Consider the following 19,613-nt stretch of genomic DNA (forward strand, 5'->3'; position numbering starts at 1 on the left):
TTGGTCAGTCCACGCCCGGCCGCGCTTCTTGACCTATGTGCCTGATCAGCGTAAGTTGCGGCATTCGCAGTTCGAGCCGGACCCGAGCAGTTGAGCAGTCCCCAGCAGTGAGCCAGTCCCGAGCAAGTCGTGAGAGTCGTGAGAGAGGCCGAGCCGTTCGATGCCCAGCGTCTACTGCACGCAGTGCGGTCATGCCAACCCCGAGGATGCCCGTTTCTGTTCACGATGCGGTTCGCCGCTGAGCGCTCCGGCGCCCGTCGCAGCCGATACCACCTCGACGATCTCCCTGGAGGCGCTGGAGGCGGAGACGGGCCAGACGCTGCTGCCGGATCGGTCGGCGATCGAGCAGATGCCGCCAGGCACGGCTCTCCTGGTGGTCATGCGCGGCCCGAACGCGGGCAGCCGTTTTCTGCTCGACAGCGATCTCACTACGGCGGGTCGCCACCCGGAAAGCGACATTTTCCTGGACGATGTAACCGTGTCCAGGAGGCATGTCGAGTTCTACCGCCGCGGCGGCCAGTTCACGGTCCGCGACGTGGGCAGCCTGAACGGCACCTACGTCAACCGGGAACGCATCGAGGAGTCCCCCTTGCAGGGCGGCGACGAGGTGCAGATCGGCAAGTTCCGGCTGGTGTTCCTCACGCGTGGTCCTGGAGGGCTGTGATCGGTGAGGAGGAGCTGTCATGAGCGCACAGGCCGTACGGGCGTTCATGAGCATCGGGGAGGTCCTCGGCCTGCTGCAGGCCGAGTTCCCCGACGTGACCGTCTCCAAGATCCGTTTCCTGGAGGGTGAGGGGCTGATCGAGCCCCAGCGGAGCCCCTCGGGCTACCGCAAGTTCACCTACAACGACGTGGAGCGCCTGCGGTACATCCTGCGGGCGCAGCGTGACCAGTACCTGCCGCTCCGGGTGATCAAGGATCAGCTGGACGGGCAGGCCGCGCGCCCGCAGAGCGTCTCGGACGGCCCGCCGGCGGTGCGTCTCAGCAGGGAGGAGCTCATCGAGGCCGCGGGCATCGACGAGGAGACCCTGGCCGAGATGGAGAGCTTCGGCCTGGTCGCGGCGGTCGCGCGCCGCTACGACGGCGAGGCGCTGGAGATCGCGCGCAGCGTGGGGGCCCTGTCGCGGTTCGGCCTGCGAGCGCGGCACCTCAGGGCGGTGCGGGCGCTGGTGGAGCGGGAGACCGGCCTGATCGAGCAGGCGGTGGCGCCCGTGCTGCGCCGGAAGGCGCCGGGGGCGATCGCGGAGGCCGACGAGACCGCTCGCGAGATGTCCGGTCTTCTCCAGGAACTGCACAATGCGTTGCTGCGTGGCAGTGTTCGCGGCGTTCTGGGACGGTAATGGGGTGCTGATGGGGCGGTGACCGGCACATCCGCTCCCTGGTGGGTGTTACGTTGAATGCCTGGTGATATGCCGCGACGCTTGAGACGGAGCCGCCCGTGTTGCAGATGGAGGTCGTGGGGGTTCGCGTTGAGATGCCCACAAACCAGCCGATCGTGCTCCTGAAGGAGGCGAGCGGTGATCGGTACCTGCCGATCTGGATAGGCATGACCGAGGCGACCGCCATCGCGCTGGCCCAGGCGGAGGAACCCCCGCCGAGGCCGCTCACCCACGACTTGTTCCGCGATGTGCTTGAGGCGTTGGGGGTGCGGTTGCGCACCGTCAACATCGTCGCGCTCCGCGATGGGATCTTCTTCGCCGACCTGGTGTTCTCGAACGGCGTGGAGGTGAGCGCCCGCCCTTCGGACTCGATCGCGCTGGCGTTGCGCACGGGGGCGACGATCTACGCGAGTGAGGACGTGATCCAGGAGGCGGGCGTGAGCATGCCCGACGACCAGGAAGACGAAGTGGAGAAGTTCCGCGAGTTCCTGGACAAAATCACACCGGAAGACTTCGGGCGAGCGGGCTGACGTGCCGCACCATTTCGGGAAATTACGCTTCACGACGCGCCGGACGGGGTCGTTGACTGACGATGGCCCCGGTCCTACGGTGCAAGGGAAACCACGGTTGTAATTCACGAACCCCCAGATCAGACCGTGGGATGAGAGAAAGCCGGAGGTCCGCAGTGGCGGTCAGCAGCGGCGAGGGTAGGTCGGCCGGCCAGCACGACCCGGTTCGGCGGGAGGCGCGCGAGCGCGCCGGCGAACAAGGCCTGCTGTTCGACGAGCAGCCGACGGCGCTGCCCGAGAACATCGGTTACCGTGGCCCGACGGCGTGCGCGGCGGCCGGGATCACCTACCGGCAGCTCGACTACTGGGCCCGGACCGAACTGGTGCTCCCGACCATAAGAGCAGCTCAGGGGTCCGGGTCGCAGCGACTCTACAGCTTCCGCGACATCCTCGTCCTGAAGGTCGTCAAACGTCTCCTCGACACGGGGGTCTCGCTCCAGCAGATCCGCACCGCCGTACGGCACCTGCGCGACCGGGGCGTCAACGACCTGGCCCAGATCACCCTGATGAGCGATGGCGTGAGCGTCTACGAGTGCACCAGCGCCGACGAGGTGATCGACCTGCTGCAGGGCGGCCAGGGCGTGTTCGGCATCGCGCTCGGGCGGGTCTGGCGCGAGGTGGAGGGGTCCCTGGCGGAACTGCCCGGTGAGCGCGCGGAGTCCGCTCCGGATGCGGAGGGGGATCATCCGGCCGACGAGCTGGCCCGCCGCAGGAAGGCCCGTAAGATCGGCTGAGAAACGGGTACAGAGGAAGTAACCGGGTAGAATGGACACGGCCGACGACCTCGTGCGGGAGAGACCCCTGAAGTTGCAGGGGCGCCGAAGGAGCAAACCTCCCCGGAAACTCTCAGGCATCCGTACCGCACGGACGAGGCGACTCTGAAAAGCAGGCCCGCCCGCCAGGCGGCGCCTCACCGAAGGGGAAAGCCGGGCCGGGCGGCCCGGTGAAGCTCTCAGGTCCGATGACAGAGGGGGAGACCGCATCACGGCCGGTCGCGCCCACGGGCGCGAGGCGGCCGCCGCAGGTCTCGACCCGCCCAGGAGGCCCCTGTCATGACCGACCGCTCGACGCTTCAGGATCTTTCCGCCCCGCCCTTCGCGACCCGTCACATCGGTCCTTCGGACGCCGGCCGTGCCCGCATGCTGGAGGTCGTCGGCTACGAGTCGACGGCCGACCTGCTCGCCGTGGCCGTTCCCGAGGCGATCCGCACGCGGGGCCCGCTGAACCTGCCGGAGGCGGCGGGGGAGGCCGAGGCGCTGGCCGAACTCCGCGCGCTCGCGGCCCGCAACCGGGTGCTGACCCCGATGATCGGCCTGGGGTACCACGACACGATCACTCCGGGGGTCGTCCTCCGCAACGTGCTGGAGAACCCGGGCTGGTACACCGCGTACACGCCGTACCAGCCGGAGATCTCGCAGGGGCGGCTGGAGGCCCTGCTGAACTTCCAGACGGTCGTGTCGGACCTCACCGGCCTCGACGTCGCCGGCGCGTCCCTGCTGGACGAGGCGACCGCCGCGGCCGAGGCGATGACGCTGGCCCGGCGCGCGAGCAAGGTCAAGGCGGACGTCTTCGTGGTCGACGCGGACGCGCTGCCGCAGACCAAGGCCGTGCTGGCGACCCGCGCCGAGCCGCTCGGCATCACGCTGGTGGAGTCGGACCTCGCGGGCGACCTGCCCGAGTGCTTCGGGGTCCTCGTCCAGTATCCGGGCGCGAGCGGCCGCGTGGCGTCCTTCCGGGCGCTGGCCGAGCGGGCGCACGCCGCCGGCGCGCTGCTCGTCGCGTCGGCCGACCTGCTGGCGCTGACCCTGCTGGAGCCCCCCGGCGAGCAGGGCGCCGACATCGCCGTCGGCTCCTCCCAGCGCTTCGGCGTCCCGCTGGGCTACGGCGGCCCCCACGCGGCGTACATGGCGGTCCGTGAGGGCCTGCAGCGGCAGATGCCCGGCCGCCTGGTCGGCGTCTCGGTGGACGCCGACGGCCGTACGGCCTACCGGCTGGCCCTGCAGACCCGCGAGCAGCACATCCGGCGGGAGAAGGCCACCAGCAACATCTGCACCGCGCAGGTCCTGCTCGCGGTCATGGCCTCGATGTACGCCGTCTACCACGGCCCCGACGGCCTCCGGCGGATCGCCCAGCGGGCGCACCGCCACGCGGCCGTCCTCGCCGCCGGGCTGCGCGAGGGGGGCGTGGAGATCGTCCACGACGAATTCTTCGACACCGTGCTCGCCCGCGTGCCGGGCCGGGCGGAGCACGTCGTGGCCGCCGCCGCCGAGCGGGGCGTCAACCTCCGCCTGGCGGACGCCGACCACGTCGGCGTGGCCTGCGACGAGAAGACCGTCGTCGGCCACCTGCGGGCCGTCTGGGAGGCCTTCGGCGTGCCGGGGATCGTGGTCGAGGACCTCGACCGGGCGACCTCCGACGCGATCCCCGCGGACCTGCAGCGGACCTCCGGCTTCCTCACCCACCCGGTCTTCCACTCCCACCGGTCCGAGACGGCCATGCTCCGTTACCTGCGGCGGCTGCAGGACAAGGACGTCGCGCTCGACCGCTCGATGATCCCGCTGGGCTCCTGCACGATGAAGCTCAACGCGACCACCGAGATGGAGCCGGTCACCTGGCCGGAGTTCGCCGCGATCCACCCGTTCGCGCCGGCGGAGCAGGCCGAGGGGTACGCCGAGCTGATCGCGACGCTGGAGGACTGGCTGGCCGAGGTCACCGGCTACGACCGGGTGTCGATCCAGCCGAACGCCGGGTCGCAGGGCGAGTTCGCCGGGCTGCTGGCGATCAGGTCCTACCACCGCTCCCGGGGCGAGGACGGCCGCGACGTCTGCCTCATCCCGTCGTCCGCCCACGGCACCAACGCCGCCAGCGCCGTCATGGCCGGCATGCGGGTGGTCGTGGTGGCCTGCGACGAGAGCGGCAACGTCGACCTGGGCGACCTCGCCGCGAAGATCGAGAAGCACCGCGACGCGCTCGCCGCGATCATGGTGACGTACCCGTCCACCCACGGCGTGTACGAGGAGACGATCGTCGAGATCTGCGAGCGGGTCCACGAGGCCGGCGGGCAGGTCTACGTGGACGGGGCCAACCTCAACGCGCTGGTCGGCCTGGCCCGGCTGGGGGAGTTCGGCGCGGACGTCTCGCACCTGAACCTGCACAAGACCTTCTGCATCCCGCACGGCGGCGGCGGGCCCGGTGTCGGCCCGGTCGCGGTCAAGGCCCACCTCGCGGAGCACCTGCCCGCGCACGTGTCGGCCGCGCCGTACGGCTCGGCGGGCATCCTGCCGATCTCCTGGGCGTACGTCCGCATGATGGGCGGCGACGGCCTCCGGCAGGCCACCGAGCAGGCGATCCTGTCGGCCAACTACCTGGCCCGGCGCCTCGCGCCGCACTACCCGGTCCTCTACACCGGCCGGGACGGCCTGGTCGCGCACGAGTGCATCGTCGACCTGCGCCAGATCACCAAGGAGACCGGCGTCACGGTGGACGACGTGGCCAAGCGGCTGATCGACTACGGCTTCCACGCGCCCACGATGTCGTTCCCCGTCGCCGGGACCCTCATGATCGAGCCGACCGAGAGCGAGGACCTGGCCGAACTCGACCGCTTCGCCGACGCGATGATCGCCATCCGGGACGAGATCGCCAAGGTGGCATCGGGCGAGTACGACAAGGCCGACAACCCGCTGCGCAACGCGCCGCACACGGCCGAGTGCCTCACCGCCGACGAGTGGGCCCACCCCTACTCGCGGGCCGTCGCCGCCTACCCGGTGCCCGGCCTGCGCGACGACAAGTACTGGCCGCCGGTGCGCCGCATCGACCAGGCGTACGGCGACCGCAACCTCGTCTGCTCCTGCCCGCCCATGGAGGCGTACGAGGACTGACCGGTTGCGCATGTCGGCCCCGCCCGGAGGCCGGGCTCGTTAAGATCGCGGATGCACGCTCCTGTCCCTGCGACCTCTGCGAGGCCACCTCATGACGGCCATCGACCCCGGGCGGCCCGACCGGCTCGACCAGGCGCACCGACTCTCCGAGACGGGCGACCTCGACGCCGCGGCGTCGATCTTCGCGGAAGTCGCCGCGGACGAGGAGGCGCCCGACCGCGCCGAGGCCGCGGCGGGCCTGTCGGCCGTCGTGGAGCACATGGCGGAGCGGCTGCTCGCCGAGGGAGAGCCGGAACGGGCGGCGGACGTGCTGCTGGAGGCGCTGTCGGTGCCCGCCGTGGCCGACCGGGCGCGCCTGCGCGTGCTGCTCGGCATCGCGCACCTGGAGATGGCGTGCGCCCAGTTCGCCGGCGCGGTGGAGGAGGGCCGCGGGGAGGGCCCGGACGCCGAGACCGGCGCGCTGGCGATCGAGCTGCTGGCCCGGACGCTGCCCCTGCGGGGGCGCGACGCCGACGCCGGGACCGTGTGGCGCTATGGCCTCGACCACCCCGACCGGGCGCTCGCCGAGCAGGTGCGGCTGCGCCTCGGCCGGGACGTCCGCCCGGTCATGGAGAGCGTCGAGGCCTGATCGGGGACCGAACGGCCGGTGGTCCGCCGGTCGGCCCCCGTCGGTCAGCGTTGGGTGCGGCGGCTCAGCGCGTACGCCAGGTTGACGGCGACGATCCCGCCCCAGGCGAGCAGGAGCCCCGGCCCGCCTGAGGTGCCCGCGGCGATCCCGGTCAGCGGGATGCCGATGCCGAGCGAGCCCAGGGCCACGCCCACCGCGCTGTCCTTCGGGCGCCTCCCGGGAAGCGGCTGGTGCCCGATGTGCGCGGCGACCTCGTTCCGCACCCGCGCGGCGATCTCCACGTCGAGCTTGTCGAGGAACGAGTCGACGAGCGCGTCCTCGTACTCCGGGCCGAGGTCCCGGCGGGCCGCGATGACGGCGCGCAGGTCCTCCCGGGTCGTCTGCGTCCCCGCCTGCGGCGGCGGCCTGTAGCCCTGCCCGGCGGCAGGCGGTTGCGATGCGATCTCCGGCACCATGACATTCTGGCCCATACTCGCGAGCCCTGCCATCCTCCGAACGGAGGGTCCGCACCTCCTGCCGGGGACGGAGCCGATACGGTCACCGGCATGGGAGTCGCGCTGGAGATCGAGACCCCGCACGGCCCCGCGCTGGCCGAGGTGGAGGAGGCCCCCGGCGCCCGGCTGCTGCTGGTGCTCACGCACGGGTCCGGCGGCGGGGTGGACGCCCCCGACCTGCTCGCCGTACGGGACGCCGTGCTGCCGGCGGGGGTGACGGTCGCACGGGTGGTCCAGCCGTTCCGGCTGCGCGGCGCCCGGGCGCCGGGATCGGCCGTGAAACAGGACGAGGCGTGGCTGGCCGTCGTCGCCGCGCTGCGAGCCCGTCACCCGGGCCTGCCGCTCGTCCAGGGCGGACGGAGCAACGGCGCACGGGTCGCCTGCCGTACGGCACACGAGGCGGGAGCCGGGGCGGTGGTGGCGCTCGCATTCCCGCTGCACCCGCCGGGGAAACCTGATCGGTCGCGGGCGGACGAGCTGCGGCAGGCCGGGACCCCCGTGCTCGTGGTCAGCGGGGATCGGGATCCGTTCGGCGTGCCGGACGAGAAGGACGCCGCACGTCTCGTGGTCCTCCCGGGGGAGGGGCACGAGTTCAGGAAGAACCCCGCCCGGGTGGGCGAGGAGGTGGCGCGGTGGCTGCTGCCGTGGCTGCTGGAGCAGGAGGAGCAGGAGGCCTAGGCCGCGCTGATGGCCATGTCGGTGGGGCGGTGCGGAGCGATGACGCCACCGTCCGGCAACAGCTCGCCGGTGTCCTCGAACAGCACGACGCCGTTGCAGAGCAGGCTCCAGCCCTGCTCGGGGTGGCAGGCCACCGTTCGGGCGGCTTCTCGGTCCTTCGCGTCCGCGGTGGGACAGGCCGGTTCATGAGGGCACATCGCCGGGGCTCCCCGTGTTCTTTATCGTTCGTCTTACGTTCGTGATGTTCCGCCGGGCGTCCGCCGCGCCGTATGACGTACGACACATCGGACTACTCCAGTCTGCGGTTCGGCCCCATCCGCATGACATAGTCCGTTCGGGGCATTTCCGCCGGTCGGGCTGGGGACCCGACCACACCCCCCGAGCGGCCTCACACACACTGATGTGACCTAGTACACAAGAATGCCCCATTCGAGATAACGCTCCAACCTCGACACGCCGACCATCGGGTAACCGGGAGGCCACAGCTCCGGTGTCAGCTCCCGTGCCGGACGCCGAGACCGCTGATCAGCGCGTCGAGGCCGTGCTCGAAGTCGCGCTCGCCCTCGGCGGTGCGCGCGTCGCGCACGGTCGCGTCCGGGTCGGCCCACCCCGACCGCTGCACCTCCACCGCGACGCTGCCGAAGACGTACGCCCGCAGCGCCCGCACCGCCGCCTCCGGGTCGTGCGCGCCCGCCTCGCCCAGCTGCTCGGTCTGCTCCCTGATCGCCATCAGGGCCGAGCCCTTCGGCGGCTTGGTGAGGGCCAGCGACAGCACACCGGGGTGTTCGAGCAGCGCGGCGCGGCTCGCCCGGGCCCAGGCGCGGGCCCTGTCCGGCCAGCCCGGCGCCTCGGCCGGGTCGACGCGTACGGTCGTCACGTGCTCGGCGAGGGCGTCCATCAGCGCCTCCTTGCCCCGGGGCAGGTGGTGGTAGATGGCCATCGCCTCCACCTGGAGGGCGTCGCCGAGCCGGCGCATGGTCAGCCGGCGCAGGCCCTGGCCGTCGGCGATGTGCAGGGCGGCGTCGATGATCCGTTCCCGGGACAGCGGCACGGGTGGTCGCTTGGCAGGCATGGCGATCATGCTGCCACAGCTCTCCTTACTTCGTAAAGGGCGGCGCACCCTGCGGTACGAGGCCTCGCGCGGACCGCGTACGCTACCGAGTGCATGACTTGACTGCACACGTTGGATACCTAAGGGGTCGACGATGGCGTTTTTCCGTCCGCGGGTGAGCCGGGAGGCGGAGGTCCGCTACCACGCGGATCTGGAGATCCGGCGGAACTTCGGCGACGTGCTGGAGAAGGTCCGGGTGGCGCAGCGGCGGTTCCAGGAGGCGAAGGCGGCCGGCGCGCCGCTGCCCGTGCTCCGCGAGGCGGCCCTGGGCCTGGACACCGCGCTGACCGAGGCGCTGCGCGCCGCCGAGGCGGGGCAGCGCGCCACCTTCGGGGTGAAGTCCTACGACAGCAGGATCGCGCGCCGCAAGGGACGGGCGACGCCCGACGGCGCGCTCTGGACCGACGAGGTGAACCGCCTGCGCACGATGCGCGAGGCGCACCGGCTCAGCGGCATCCCCCGGGTGCCCCGCGCCGCCCGGACGGGCGACCCCGCCCGCCTGAGCCCGCGGGACGTGCGCGGGGGCCTCGCCTCCGCCCGCGGCTGACCGCCCGCTCCTGAGAAAGCCGTACGGCCCGCACCCCCGAGGGGCGCGGGCCGTACGAGTAACCTGATCAGCTAGCCCAGTCGAGCAGGGGCCGGGTGTTGCTCGGGTGGCGCAGTTTGGACAGCGACTCCTTCTCCAGCTGGCGGATCCGCTCCCGGGTCAGGCCCAGGTGCTTGCCGATCTCGTCCAGCGTGTGGGGCTTGCCGTCGGCCAGGCCGAACCGCAGGCTCATGATCTTGGCCTCGCGCGGCGACAGGTTGCCGAGCACGCCCTTGAGCTGCTCGGCCAGCAGCTGCCGGTCGACCACCTCGGACGCCTCGGGCGAGTCGACGTCCTCGATGAGGTCGCCGATGCGGGTCTCGCCGTCCTCGCCGATGGTCGAGTCGAGGCTGATCGGCTGCCGGCTGGTGCGCAGCAGCTCCTCGATCTGGTCGGGCGTCTTGTCCAGCTCGGCGGCGAGCTCCTCCGGGGTGGGCTCCCGGCCCAGCCGCTGGTGCATGTCACGCTCCACGCGGGACAGCTTCGACAGCATCTCCAGCACGTGGACGGGCAGCCGGATGGTGCGGGCCGAGTCGGCGAAGCCGCGCTGGATGGCCTGCCGGATCCACCACATGGCGTACGTGGAGAACTTGTAGCCCTTGGTGTAGTCGAACTTCTCGACCGCCCGGATCAGGCCGAGGTTGCCCTCCTGCACCACGTCGAGCAGGGCCATGCCCCGGTCCGTGTACTTCTTGGCCACCGAGACCACCAGCCGGAGGTTGGCCTCCAGCATGTGGTCCTTGGCCCTGCGGCCGTCCTCGATGGCCCACTCCAGGTCCTCGCGGACGTGCGCGGGCAGGTGGTCGCCGCTCTCCAGGGCCGTCTCCAGCTTGTACTCGGCGTACAGCCCGGCCTCGATGCGCTTGGCCAGCTCCACCTCCTGGGCGGCGGTGAGCAGCGTGCGGCGGCCGATCGACTTCAGGTAGGTGTGCACCGAGTCGCCCATGACCGAGGAGGTGTCGTCGAGGTCGAGCGGCTCGTTGTCCGCCGCCTCGGCCTCCGCCTCGGCCCCGGTGACCTCCTCGTCGAAGGGCTCCTCGGCGGCGGTGCCGGCCGTGGTGCCGGCCGTGGTGTCGGCCGCGCTCGCCTTGGCCGTCCGCTTCTTCGCGGCGCCGCCGCGGGCGGGTGCGTCCCCGGCGGCCTGCGCGGCGGCCTGGGCGGCCCGGCGCGACTTCCTGGCGGGCGCCTTGCCCGGCGCCTCTCCGGAGGTCTGCGTGGACGTCCGCGCGCCGGCGGCGAGACCCGGCTCGTTCTCCGCGGCCAGGTTCACGCCCGCCTCGGTGAGCTCGCGGAGAATGGAGCGGCCCTCCACGGGGCTCACGCCGGCCTCTGCGAAGGCCTCGCGCAGCTCCGACAGGGAAAGGCGGCCCTGTGCACGGCCGCGCTCCAGGAGCCGGTCGAGCGTCGTCGGGGTCACCTCGCGCTCGTGCGAGTTCGCCACGGCGGTCCGGGGCATGAAGACACCTCCTCCTTGCGGAGTTCATGATCGATTCGGGGTTTCAAATGCTTGTGATCGGGGCGCGGCGTCCGGCAGCTCAGCGCACCAGTATCAATAACGCTCTCGTGCCCGGTTTGTTCCCAGACCCCGTAGGGCAGGTCTTCCGATTCGGCGTGCGGGCCGGTTCCTCAGTCGTTGGGCGTGACGATGTTGATGCTGAGCTCGGGCACCGGCATCGGGCTCGCGTCCTCCAGACGCTCCGGCGTCCAGTAGCCACCGACCTGTTCCGGGTCGTCGGTGAGGACCCTGGACACCACGGAGGGGTCCTGGGGATCTTCGGTGGGGGCGGGGCCGAGCTTGGCGGCGGGGGCGTTCTGCACGACCTTGTCCAGCCGGGCGGCGAACGCGGCGGCGGTCACGGAGGCTCCGCCCAGGATGACGAGGCTCACGAGGACGGCGGAGGCCATCATCTTGTGGGCCGGTGTGAGCCGGATCGGTCCCATGCGGCGTCCCCCTTCCCCTGCTCTCGGTCGACGCCCCTGCTTGTATGACGCACGAAGGTCAGTCGCGGTTCCGGTTCCTGAGAGCGACCATATCCGGTTTGCCGTTCGGCAGCAGGGGAATCCGGGGCACCAGCTCGACCGCGCGTGGCGCGGCGTAGGCGGGCAGCCGCTCCTTGGCGAAGGCCCGCAGGTCGTCCAGCCCGACATTCAGCCCGGTCCTCCCGGCCACGACCGCCACCACGATCTCGCCCCATTCGGGGTCGGGCCTGCCCACCACGACCACGTCCCGTACGGCCGGGTGCCCGGAGAGTACCTCCGCGACCGCACCGGCCACGACCTTCCGGCCACCGGTGTTGATCACATCGTCGGCACGGCCCAGCACCGTGAGCCGCCCGTCCTCGACGGAGCCGAGGTCGGAGGTGACGAACCAGCCGCCGTCGAGATGCGGCTCGTCGCGGAGGCGGTAGCCCGACAGCAGCACCGGGCCGGCGATCCGCACCCGCCCGTCGCCGCCGATCGCGACGTCCACGCCGTCCAGCGGCACGCCGTCGTACACGCACCCGCCGCTCGTCTCGCTCATGCCGTACGTCGTGACGATCCGGGCGCCGGCGGCGCGGGCCTCGGCCAGCAGGCCGGAGGGGGCGGCGGCCCCGCCGAGCAGGATCGTGCGGAAGGCCGCGACGTCCGCCCCGGAGTCGAGCATCCGCCGCAGCTGCGTGGGGACGAGGGAGACGTGGTCAGCGCCGCTCGCGGCCACCGCGTCGGGGGAGAAGCGCGGGTGGACGATCGGCTCGGCGCCGCACAGCAGCGACCGGACGAGCACCTGCGCCCCCGAGATGTGCGAGGGCGGCAGGCAGCACAGCCAGCGGTCGCCCTCCCCGGCCCCGAGCCGGGCCAGCGAGGCGCGGGCCGACGCGAACAGCGCGTCCGCCGTCAGCTCGACGCCCTTGGGCGCGCCGGTGGAGCCGGACGTCGCGATGATCAGCGCCGCGTCCGACGGCACGCCGTCCGGCTCGCGCCGTACGCCGTCGGGGGTCACCACGTGGGTGGGGCGCATCGCGGTGAGCGCCGCCTCCAGCGCGGGCCGCGGCAGATCGGGGGAGAGCGGCAGCACGGCCGGCCCGTCGCCGGTCAGGGCCCGCCGCACCGCGTCGTACAGGGCGGGACCGGCCGGCAGGACGAGGGCGTGAACCGGGCGATGTCCTGGACGGCTGAGCACGGTCGTAAGGTTAGTCCCGGCGCGGTGGCGGGAGGCGACCGCCTGCTGGTGACGACGTACCGGTGACGACGAAGGAGCGGGTGTGACGAGCGGGGTCGACTGGAAGCGGTCGGGCGAGTACGAGGACATCTTCTACGAGACCGCGGAGGGGATGGCGAAGATCACTATCAACCGCCCCGAGCGGCGCAACGCCTTCCGGCCGACGACTCTGTTCGAGCTCCGCGACGCCTTCAACCGGGCGCAGGAGGACACCGAGGTCGGTGTGATCATCTTCACCGGCGCCGGCGACCAGGCGTTCTGCTCGGGCGGCGACCAGAAGATCCGCGGCGACGACGGCTACGTGGACGACAAGACCCACGGCGTCGGGCGGCTCAACGTCCTGGACCTGCAGGTGCAGATCCGGCGCTGCCCGAAGCCGGTCATCGCGATGGTGGCGGGCTACGCCATCGGCGGCGGCCACGTCCTGCACGTGTGCTGCGACCTGACGATCGCCGCCGACAACGCGAGGTTCGGCCAGACCGGCCCGAAGGTCGGCTCGTTCGACGGCGGGTACGGCTCCTGGCTGCTGGCCGAGACCGTGGGCCTGAAGCGGGCCCGCGAGATCTGGTACCTGTGCCGGCAGTACGACGCCGAGACCGCCCTCCAGTGGGGCCTGGTCAACGCCGTCGTCCCTCTGGAGCGGCTGGAGGAGGAGACCGTCCAGTGGGCCCGCGAGCTGCTGGAGAAGTCTCCCCTCGCGCTGCGCATGCTGAAGGGCGCGCTCAACGCGGTGACCGACGGCGCGGCCGGCATGCAGCAGTTCGCCGGCGACGCCACGCTCCTCTACTACATGAGCGAGGAGGCCCAGGAGGGCCGCGACGCGTTCAAGGAGAAGCGCAAGCCCGACTTCGGGAAGTTCCCCCGCCGGCCATAGGGCGTGGTGTGACGGGGTTTGCCCCGTTGTGTCGTACGCTGACGGCTTCGGGAACGGGAGGAGACGGGCGGTTGGACACGAACCGGGCCGGCCGGGGCGTTCGGGAGGCGCGGCGGTGAACCCGGCGACCGCCCTCGCGACCGTGCTGATCGACGAACTGGTGCGCTGCGGGGTCACCGACGTGGTGCTCGCCCCCGGCTCCCGGTCCGCGCCGCTGGCGCTCGCCGCGCACGCCGACTCGCGGGTGCGGCTGCACGTGCGCATCGACGAGCGCTCGGCCTCCTTCGTCGCGCTCGGCCTGGCCAAGCGGTCCGAGCGGCCGGTGGCGCTGGTCTGCACCTCGGGCACGGCGGCGGCGAACTTCCACCCCGCCGTCATCGAGGCGTCCGAGTCCGGCGTGCCGCTGCTCGTGCTGACCGCCGACCGCCCGCCCGAACTGCGCGGCACCGGCGCGAACCAGACGATCGACCAGATCAAGCTGTACGGATCGGCGGTGCGCTGGTTCGCCGAGGTCGGCGTCCCCGAGGACCGCCCCGGCCAGGTGGCCTACTGGCGGTCGCTGGTGTGCCGGGCCTGCCAGCGGGCCGCCGGGCCGCCCGACCCCGGGCCGGTCCACCTCAACGTGGCCTTCCGCGAGCCGCTGATCCCCGACGGCGACGCGTCGTGGTGCGAGTCCCTCGACGGGGACGCCTCCGGCTCGTGGTTCCGGGCGCGGGTCGCGCCTCCGTCCGCCGCCCTGCACATCCCGCCGACCCGGCGCGGCGTGCTGGTCGTCGGCGACGGCGCGGCCAACGTGCGGCGCTACGTCGCCGCCGCGGGCATGGCGGGCTGGCCGGTGCTGTCGGAGCCCAACGGCGGCGGCCGGTACGGCGACCACGCCGTCTCGGCCTACCACTTCCTGCTGGGCGACCAGGAGTTCGCCGACGCCCACCGGCCGGACGTGGTGGTCACCCTCGGCCGCCCGGGGCTGTCGCGCCCGCTGCTGTCGTGGCTGCGGCGGGCCGAGGAGCACATCGTGGTGGCCCCCGACCTCACCCGCTGGCCCGACCCGACCCGGTCGGCCACCCAGGTCGCGCAGGCCGTGGAGATCCCGATCGCCGCGGGCGGCGACGCCTGGCTGCGCTCCTGGCGGCACGCCGACCACGTGGCCCGCGAGGCGATCGACGCCGTGCTCGACTCCTCCGGGCTGACCGAGCCGCGGCTGGCCAGGGACCTCGCCGAGGTGCTGCCCAACGGGTCGCTGCTGTTCTGCGGGTCGTCCATGCCGATCAGGGACCTCGACCAGGCCATGCGGCCCCGCAGGGGACTGCGGCTGATGGCCAACCGGGGCGCCTCGGGCATCGACGGCCTGGTCTCCACCGCCGTCGGGGCCGCGCTCGCCCACAACGGCCCGGCGTACGCGCTGATCGGCGACCTCACGCTGCTGCACGACCAGAACGGACTGATCCTCGGCCCGCGCGAACCCCGGCCCGACCTGTGCCTGGTGGTGGTGAACAACGACGGTGGCGGGATCTTCTCGCTGCTGCCGCAGGCCGCGCTGGAGGATCCGTTCGAACGGGTCTTCGGCACGCCGCACGGGGTGGACCTCGGCTACCTGGCCGCCGCGAGCGGCCTGCCGTACACGGTGGTGCAGGAGACGGAGGAGCTGTCCAAGGCCCTCAAGGGGGACGGCTTGCGCCTGGTGGAGGCGCGGACCGACCGGGCGCGCAACGCCGCCGTCCACGTCGCGATGCGCGAGGCCGTACGCGCGGCGATGCGCGACTGATCATCCTCCGGTCGCACACGACACGGTCTCCTCTGGTCCTCACGGCGGATGCCGCATCGCCGGGGCGGCGGCAGAATGGGGGAAGCTTTCCGCACTGAGGAGTGAGATGCACGTCGACGAGTGGCTGCAGACCATACCGTCCGTCTGGGTCTATGTGCTCGTGGGCGCCATCATCGGGCTGGAGAGCCTGGGCATTCCGCTGCCCGGGGAGATCGTGCTGGTCAGCGCCGCGCTGCTGTCGTCGCGAGGGGTCGTCGACCCGGTGGTCCTCGGGTTGTGCGCGAGCGGCGGGGCCATCGTGGGCGACTCGATCGGCTACGTGATCGGCCGCAAGGGCGGGCGGCCGCTGTTCGACCGGCTGGGGCGGCGCTTCCCCAAGCACTTCGGCCCGGCGCACATCGCCAAGGCCGAGGAGGTCTTCAACCGCCACGGCATGTGGGCGGTGTTCTTCGGCCGGTTCGTCGCGCTGCTGCGCATCCTCGCCGGGCCACTGGCCGGCGCCCTGCACATGCCGTACTGGCGCTTCCTCGTCGCCAACGTCCTCGGCGGCGTCGCGTGGGCCGGCGGCACCACGGCCGCGATCTACTACCTGGGCGTCGTGGCCGACAAGTGGCTGAAGGGCTTCTCCTGGGTGGGGCTGGTGATCGCCCTGCTGTTCGGGCTGGGCAGCACGGTGTGGCTGAAGCGTAAGGCCGCCAAGGCGGCCCGCGAGGAGGAGCCCGTGCCGGAGACCGCCACCGCCGCCTGAGGGAGGCCGTCCCGGCTCTTCCACCTTCCGGCTTTCACCTTCCTACTCGTTCACGTTCCGGATCTTTCACGTTCCGGCGCGGGCGTGACCTTCACGGGGTCTTGACCTTGCAGCGGGGGAGCGGACACTCTGCACCCGGCGCCGGCCCCGGAGCGTCTCCGGGTTCCGTCGCCTGCCGTCCGCTCCGAGGCAGAGGGTGAGCCTTGCCCCCCAGGTCATCCGTGGTCACCCGCGCCCCGGCGCCCCCGCGTGCCTCCGGGCCGCGTGCGCCGCCTCCGTCGCCGTCGTACCCGCGTCCGTGAAACGTTCAGCGCCGGCCCCCGGCGCCCGGCGGGCCCGACGGGCCCGGGCGCCTTCGCGCCGGCATGGAGAAGGGAAGACCGTGCGACGCACTCAGGTACACGCGGCACTGGCCGCGCTGGCGGTGACCGCCGCCATGCTGCCCGCGGCGGCCCATGCGGCCACCTCTGCGACCACCTCTGCGGCCTCGCCCCCGGCCGGTCCGGAGACGGCGGGGCGGCGTCCGGGGCAGGCCGCTCCGGGCGCTCTGGCGACGGCGCACACCGCCGGCCGGGTCGAGGCCGCCGGACGCTCCGTGCGGTACAGCTGGCCGGGCGTCTACTTCGAGGGCCGCTTCCGCGGCACCGGCGTGGGGATCGTGCTCGACGACGCCGTCAACGACTACGAGGTCCAGATCGACGGCGCCACCGTCGCCACCCTGGTCACCCCCGGCCGTACCACCCACTGGGTGAGGAACCTCCGCAACGGCGTGCACGCCGTACGGCTCGTCAAGCGCAGCGAGAGCCCGTGGGCGGTGGGCGAGTTCGGCGGGTTCGTCGCCGCGCCCGGCGGCGCGATCCTGCCCAGGCCCGCCGACCGCCGCCGGCAGATCGAGTTCATCGGCGACTCCTACACCGCCGGCTACGGCAACATGTCCGGCACCCGCGACTGCCCCGCCCCGGGTCAGATCGACAGGACCACCAACGCCGACGTCAGCTTCGGCGCAATCACCGCACGAGGGCTCGGCGCCGACTACCAGATCAACGCCTTTTCCGGGCGCGGCGTGGTGCGCAACTACAACGGGATCGAGCCGGGCACCGACTACCGCACCTACTACGACCGGGCCCTGATCGGCGTGCCGGGTGACGTCTGGAAGAACCCGGGCACCTGGCATCCGCAGCTGATCGTGATCGGCCTCGGCATCAACGACTTCTCCACCGCGATCAACCCCGGCGAGCCGTGGACGCCGGAGACCCTGGTCGCCGCGTACAAGAGCGCCTATCACGGCTTCATCGACAAGCTCCGGTCCCGGTACGGCAAGCAGGCGATGATCGTGGTCAGCGCCACGTACATGTCCAACACGACGGCGTTCGCCGACGCGGCGCGGCAGATCGTCCAGGACCGCAACAGGCGGGGCGACGACCGGGTCCGCTACTGGTACTACGACAACACGGACCTGGACTACGGCGGCTGCGACTGGCACCCTTCGGCCCACGACCACAAGATCATCTCTCAGCGGCTCGGCGACTTCATCGCCACCCTCCCGCTGCGCTGGTGACAACCCCCGGCACGCCGGGTGGCGGAGCGGTCCGCCACCCGGCGCCGGCCTTCCCGGACCCTCCACGGGGCGCGGGACGGCGGATGTGCTGCACTACCGGTCATGACGATCGTCCGTTCCCTGGTGTTGTTCGTCCTCGCGGCCGTCTTCGAGATCGGCGGAGCATGGCTGGTGTGGCAGGGCTGGCGTGAGCATCGGGGAGTCGCCTGGGTCGCCGCCGGGATCCTCGCCCTGGCCGCCTACGGATTCGCCGCCACGTTCCAGCCGGACGCGCACTTCGGTCGCATCCTCGCCGCGTACGGCGGGGTGTTCGTCGCCGGATCGCTGCTGTGGGGCGTCGTGATGGACGGCTTCCGTCCCGACCGGTGGGACCTCGCCGGTGCGGCCATCTGCCTGGTCGGAGTGGCGGTCATCATGTACGCCCCGCGCGGCTGAGCGTCCCTTCCGTAGCCGTACGACCCTGTGACGGCGGCAACGGATGTCCGCATGGGGACCCGCTGCGTTGTCGCCTCCTGTGACTCCAGGTAATCGTCGGGTCCGCTTGTTCTGTACGGAGAGTAATGAAAGGATTAGGTCAGGTGTTCGAAGTGTAGGTGTTGCCGGAGGAGGGGCGGATGGAGTCTCCGACGTTCGACGTGCCATCGCCTCGTCCTCCGGCTGATCCCTGGTGGGCCAGGATCATCGACGGCCCGCCCTTCGGGTCCCCGGATGGCTCTCTCGCCTCCAAGCCCGGTGCTGAGGAATCACCCCGTCGTCCCCCTGCCGTCCCGCCGGACCGCGCTGCCGTCCCGCTAGAGCACCCTGATGCTCCGCGGGCCCGCCCTGGCGTCGTGTCCGAGTACTCTGCCGTCCCGCCAGACCGCGCTGCCGTTCCGCCGGGGCACCCTGGCGTTCCGCAGGGCCGCCCTGGCGTCGTGTCCGAGTGCTCTGCCGTCCCGCCAGACCGCGCTGTTGGTGGTGACCGCTGCAAGAACAGCGTCGGCGGGCGCCCCGCCACCGCAGGCGGCGGCACTCCCACCCCGAGGACCGCCGGCGAGGCCACGGCGAACCCAGCCGATGCCCTCGGCGGTGGTGCTGAGGGTGTTCGGGGTGCTGGGTCGTCGTCGTGGGTGGCGGTGGCGGCGGTTGGTGAGGCGGCGCGGGCGGTGGCGTTGGTGCCGGTGCCTGAGTCGGCGGAGGTGTGCCTGGCCGAGGCCGAGGAGTTGCTGGCGGCCCGGGACCGCATCACCAGCGCGTTGGCCGCTCGGGTGGGGCGGGTGCATCGGGCGGGGGAGGCGAAGAACCATGGGCATGCCTCGACCCGGTTGTGGTTGCGCTCTGTCGGGGGGATGACGATCCCCGGAGCCGGTCGGTTGGTGACGATGGGCATGGAGCTGGGTCGTCTGTCGCGGGTGCGTGAGCGGTTCGCCGAGGGCAGCCTGGCCGAGGGGATCGTGGAGGCGATCTGCACCGCCACCTCCGGGTTGACCGACGAGCAGGCCACGACGGCTGAGCGGATTCTGCTGGAGTTGGCAGGTTCGGCGGGTGCGGCGGAGGTGGCCAAGGCGGGGCGGTATCTGCGGGCGGTGCTGGACCCCGACGGCCACGAGCAGGACGAGCAGGCCGATTTCGACCGCCGGTTCTTTAGGGTGCGGCGGCGCAGGAACGGCGGGCTGGAGGGAGAGTTCTACCTCCCGGTGGAAGCCGCGGCGCGGTTGCAGCACCTGCTGGACGTCTACGCCAAGCCCAAGGCCGAGGGCGACGACCGGACCCCGAGTGTGCGGAACGCGGATGCGGTCATCGCGTTCCTGGAGAACAAGATCGCGGCCGAGCTTCTGGTGCTGGTCAACGCTGAATCCCTGCCCGACGACCCCACAGCCGACCACCCCACCAGCGGCTCCTCAGACAGCGACCCCTCTGCCGATCACCTCACCAGCGACCCGGTAGACACCGACCCGAGCGACGGCCCTGGCCCCGCCCCTTCGGGCACCGGCCCCTCAGACCCAGGCTTCTCAGACCCAGCCCCGAGCGATGGCCCTGGCCCTAGAAGGCCACTGAAGATCTTGCGTTCTGGCCTCGTTCTTTCTGGGATGAGGCCACAGTGGGTGCTGTGCAGGGTGAGTGGGCTGGGGAACTGGTCGGGCCGGATGTGTGGCAGACCTGCAGG

The 19,613-nt window shown here is 72.0% G+C and carries 20 protein-coding genes and 1 riboswitch; of the genes, 14 read left to right on the top strand and 6 right to left on the bottom strand.

All coding sequences use genetic code 11. The features are described 5' to 3' along the window. Positions 1-160 precede the first annotated feature (160 nt). From HHX37_RS26980 to HHX37_RS27005, 6 genes are all read left to right on the top strand, one after another. Positions 161-664, top strand: a complete 504-nt coding sequence (locus HHX37_RS26980; RefSeq protein ID WP_111698632.1) for an FHA domain-containing protein — start codon at positions 161-163, stop codon at positions 662-664. A gap of 19 nt (positions 665-683) precedes the next feature. Then, positions 684-1,340, top strand: a complete 657-nt coding sequence (locus HHX37_RS26985) for a MerR family transcriptional regulator (RefSeq protein ID WP_111698629.1) — start codon at positions 684-686, stop codon at positions 1,338-1,340. Positions 1,341-1,438: 98 nt separating this feature from the next. Then, positions 1,439-1,909 carry a bifunctional nuclease family protein gene (locus HHX37_RS26990; RefSeq protein WP_111698626.1) on the top strand — a complete coding sequence of 157 codons (471 nt, stop codon included), beginning with the start codon at positions 1,439-1,441 and terminating at the stop codon, positions 1,907-1,909. A 155-nt stretch (positions 1,910-2,064) separates the two neighbouring features. Next, positions 2,065-2,682, top strand: a complete 618-nt coding sequence (locus HHX37_RS26995) for a MerR family transcriptional regulator (RefSeq protein WP_262367358.1) — start codon at positions 2,065-2,067, stop codon at positions 2,680-2,682. Between the two features lie 45 nt (positions 2,683-2,727). Further along, positions 2,728-2,820, top strand: a riboswitch (glycine riboswitch). 180 nt (positions 2,821-3,000) lie between these two features. Then, positions 3,001-5,826, top strand: coding sequence for an aminomethyl-transferring glycine dehydrogenase (gcvP, locus tag HHX37_RS27000; RefSeq protein ID WP_182887239.1), 2,826 nt, complete (start codon positions 3,001-3,003; stop codon positions 5,824-5,826). Between the two features lie 91 nt (positions 5,827-5,917). Then, the gene (locus HHX37_RS27005; protein WP_111698617.1) at positions 5,918-6,454 is read left to right on the top strand and encodes a hypothetical protein; all 537 of its coding nucleotides are present in this window, start codon (positions 5,918-5,920) and stop codon (positions 6,452-6,454) included. Positions 6,455-6,498: 44 nt separating this feature from the next. Here HHX37_RS27005 and HHX37_RS27010 read toward each other — a convergent pair whose 3' ends face one another. Continuing rightward, entirely contained in the window at positions 6,499-6,906 is a 408-nt protein-coding gene (locus tag HHX37_RS27010) for a hypothetical protein (protein WP_133305896.1), read from the bottom strand. A gap of 93 nt (positions 6,907-6,999) precedes the next feature. On the opposite strand from HHX37_RS27010, the gene HHX37_RS27015 reads away from it, so the two are divergent. Beyond that, positions 7,000-7,626, top strand: a complete 627-nt coding sequence (locus HHX37_RS27015; RefSeq protein ID WP_182873465.1) for an alpha/beta family hydrolase — start codon at positions 7,000-7,002, stop codon at positions 7,624-7,626. On the opposite strand, the gene HHX37_RS27020 is transcribed toward HHX37_RS27015, so the two are convergent. Then, the gene (locus tag HHX37_RS27020; protein WP_111698608.1) at positions 7,623-7,823 is read right to left on the bottom strand and encodes a DUF5999 family protein; all 201 of its coding nucleotides are present in this window, start codon (positions 7,821-7,823) and stop codon (positions 7,623-7,625) included. The genes HHX37_RS27015 and HHX37_RS27020 overlap by 4 nt on opposite strands. Positions 7,824-8,119: 296 nt before the next feature. After that, positions 8,120-8,707, bottom strand: coding sequence for a TetR/AcrR family transcriptional regulator C-terminal domain-containing protein (locus tag HHX37_RS27025; RefSeq protein WP_310740557.1), 588 nt, complete (start codon positions 8,705-8,707; stop codon positions 8,120-8,122). A gap of 124 nt (positions 8,708-8,831) precedes the next feature. Here HHX37_RS27025 and HHX37_RS27030 point away from each other — a divergent pair, with 124 nt between their 5' ends. After that, a complete protein-coding gene (locus HHX37_RS27030) occupies positions 8,832-9,284 on the top strand; it encodes a hypothetical protein (protein ID WP_259403595.1) in 453 nt (150 codons plus the stop codon). A gap of 67 nt (positions 9,285-9,351) precedes the next feature. On the opposite strand, the gene HHX37_RS27035 is transcribed toward HHX37_RS27030, so the two are convergent. The 3 genes from HHX37_RS27035 to HHX37_RS27045 all read right to left on the bottom strand — a co-directional run bounded on the left by HHX37_RS27035 (position 9,352) and on the right by HHX37_RS27045 (position 12,483). Further along, a complete protein-coding gene (locus tag HHX37_RS27035; protein ID WP_182881066.1) occupies positions 9,352-10,779 on the bottom strand; it encodes an RNA polymerase sigma factor in 1,428 nt (475 codons plus the stop codon). Positions 10,780-10,949: 170 nt separating this feature from the next. Further along, positions 10,950-11,264, bottom strand: a complete 315-nt coding sequence (locus HHX37_RS27040) for a hypothetical protein (RefSeq protein ID WP_182881065.1) — start codon at positions 11,262-11,264, stop codon at positions 10,950-10,952. A gap of 58 nt (positions 11,265-11,322) precedes the next feature. Continuing rightward, positions 11,323-12,483 (bottom strand): AMP-binding protein, encoded by a 1,161-nt coding sequence (locus HHX37_RS27045; RefSeq protein WP_310740558.1) that lies wholly within the window; start codon positions 12,481-12,483, stop codon positions 11,323-11,325. 82 nt (positions 12,484-12,565) lie between these two features. On the opposite strand from HHX37_RS27045, the gene menB reads away from it, so the two are divergent. The 6 genes from menB to HHX37_RS37955 all read left to right on the top strand — a co-directional run. Further along, a complete protein-coding gene (gene menB, locus HHX37_RS27050; protein WP_111698600.1) occupies positions 12,566-13,396 on the top strand; it encodes a 1,4-dihydroxy-2-naphthoyl-CoA synthase in 831 nt (276 codons plus the stop codon). 115 nt (positions 13,397-13,511) lie between these two features. Continuing rightward, positions 13,512-15,161, top strand: coding sequence for a 2-succinyl-5-enolpyruvyl-6-hydroxy-3-cyclohexene-1-carboxylic-acid synthase (gene menD / locus HHX37_RS27055; RefSeq protein ID WP_182887241.1), 1,650 nt, complete (start codon positions 13,512-13,514; stop codon positions 15,159-15,161). 106 nt (positions 15,162-15,267) lie between these two features. Then, positions 15,268-15,909 carry a DedA family protein gene (locus tag HHX37_RS27060; protein WP_111698594.1) on the top strand — a complete coding sequence of 214 codons (642 nt, stop codon included), beginning with the start codon at positions 15,268-15,270 and terminating at the stop codon, positions 15,907-15,909. Positions 15,910-16,291: 382 nt separating this feature from the next. Next, entirely contained in the window at positions 16,292-17,467 is a 1,176-nt protein-coding gene (locus tag HHX37_RS27065; protein ID WP_220503170.1) for an SGNH/GDSL hydrolase family protein, read from the top strand. A gap of 102 nt (positions 17,468-17,569) precedes the next feature. Continuing rightward, positions 17,570-17,902: a YnfA family protein gene (locus tag HHX37_RS27070; protein ID WP_138460769.1), complete on the top strand. Its 333-nt coding sequence runs from the start codon at positions 17,570-17,572 to the stop codon at positions 17,900-17,902. 719 nt (positions 17,903-18,621) lie between these two features. Further along, positions 18,622-19,613, top strand: a 992-nt coding sequence (locus HHX37_RS37955) for a DUF222 domain-containing protein (protein WP_182887242.1), incomplete at its 3' end; no start/stop codon positions are given.

The organism is Microbispora sp. H10885 (genome assembly GCF_014161415.1).
Taxonomy (GTDB): Bacteria; Actinomycetota; Actinomycetes; order Streptosporangiales; family Streptosporangiaceae; genus Microbispora; species Microbispora triticiradicis.

Bases quoted from the DNA above. Each gene is read 5' to 3' on its own strand.
- HHX37_RS26980 (WP_111698632.1), top strand. From the start codon at position 161: ATGCCCAGCGTCTACTGCACGCAGTGCGGTCATGCCAACCCCGAGGAT.
- HHX37_RS27030 (WP_259403595.1), top strand. From the start codon at position 8,832: ATGGCGTTTTTCCGTCCGCGGGTGAGCCGGGAGGCGGAGGTCCGCTAC.
- HHX37_RS27020 (WP_111698608.1), bottom strand. From the start codon at position 7,823: ATGTGCCCTCATGAACCGGCCTGTCCCACCGCGGACGCGAAGGACCGA.
- HHX37_RS27005 (WP_111698617.1), top strand. From the start codon at position 5,918: ATGACGGCCATCGACCCCGGGCGGCCCGACCGGCTCGACCAGGCGCAC.
- HHX37_RS27025 (WP_310740557.1), bottom strand. From the start codon at position 8,707: ATGATCGCCATGCCTGCCAAGCGACCACCCGTGCCGCTGTCCCGGGAA.
- HHX37_RS26985 (WP_111698629.1), top strand. From the start codon at position 684: ATGAGCGCACAGGCCGTACGGGCGTTCATGAGCATCGGGGAGGTCCTC.
- HHX37_RS27040 (WP_182881065.1), bottom strand. From the start codon at position 11,264: ATGGGACCGATCCGGCTCACACCGGCCCACAAGATGATGGCCTCCGCC.
- gcvP (WP_182887239.1), top strand. From the start codon at position 3,001: ATGACCGACCGCTCGACGCTTCAGGATCTTTCCGCCCCGCCCTTCGCG.
- HHX37_RS27070 (WP_138460769.1), top strand. From the start codon at position 17,570: ATGACGATCGTCCGTTCCCTGGTGTTGTTCGTCCTCGCGGCCGTCTTC.
- HHX37_RS27060 (WP_111698594.1), top strand. From the start codon at position 15,268: ATGCACGTCGACGAGTGGCTGCAGACCATACCGTCCGTCTGGGTCTAT.
- HHX37_RS27015 (WP_182873465.1), top strand. From the start codon at position 7,000: ATGGGAGTCGCGCTGGAGATCGAGACCCCGCACGGCCCCGCGCTGGCC.
- HHX37_RS27035 (WP_182881066.1), bottom strand. From the start codon at position 10,779: ATGCCCCGGACCGCCGTGGCGAACTCGCACGAGCGCGAGGTGACCCCG.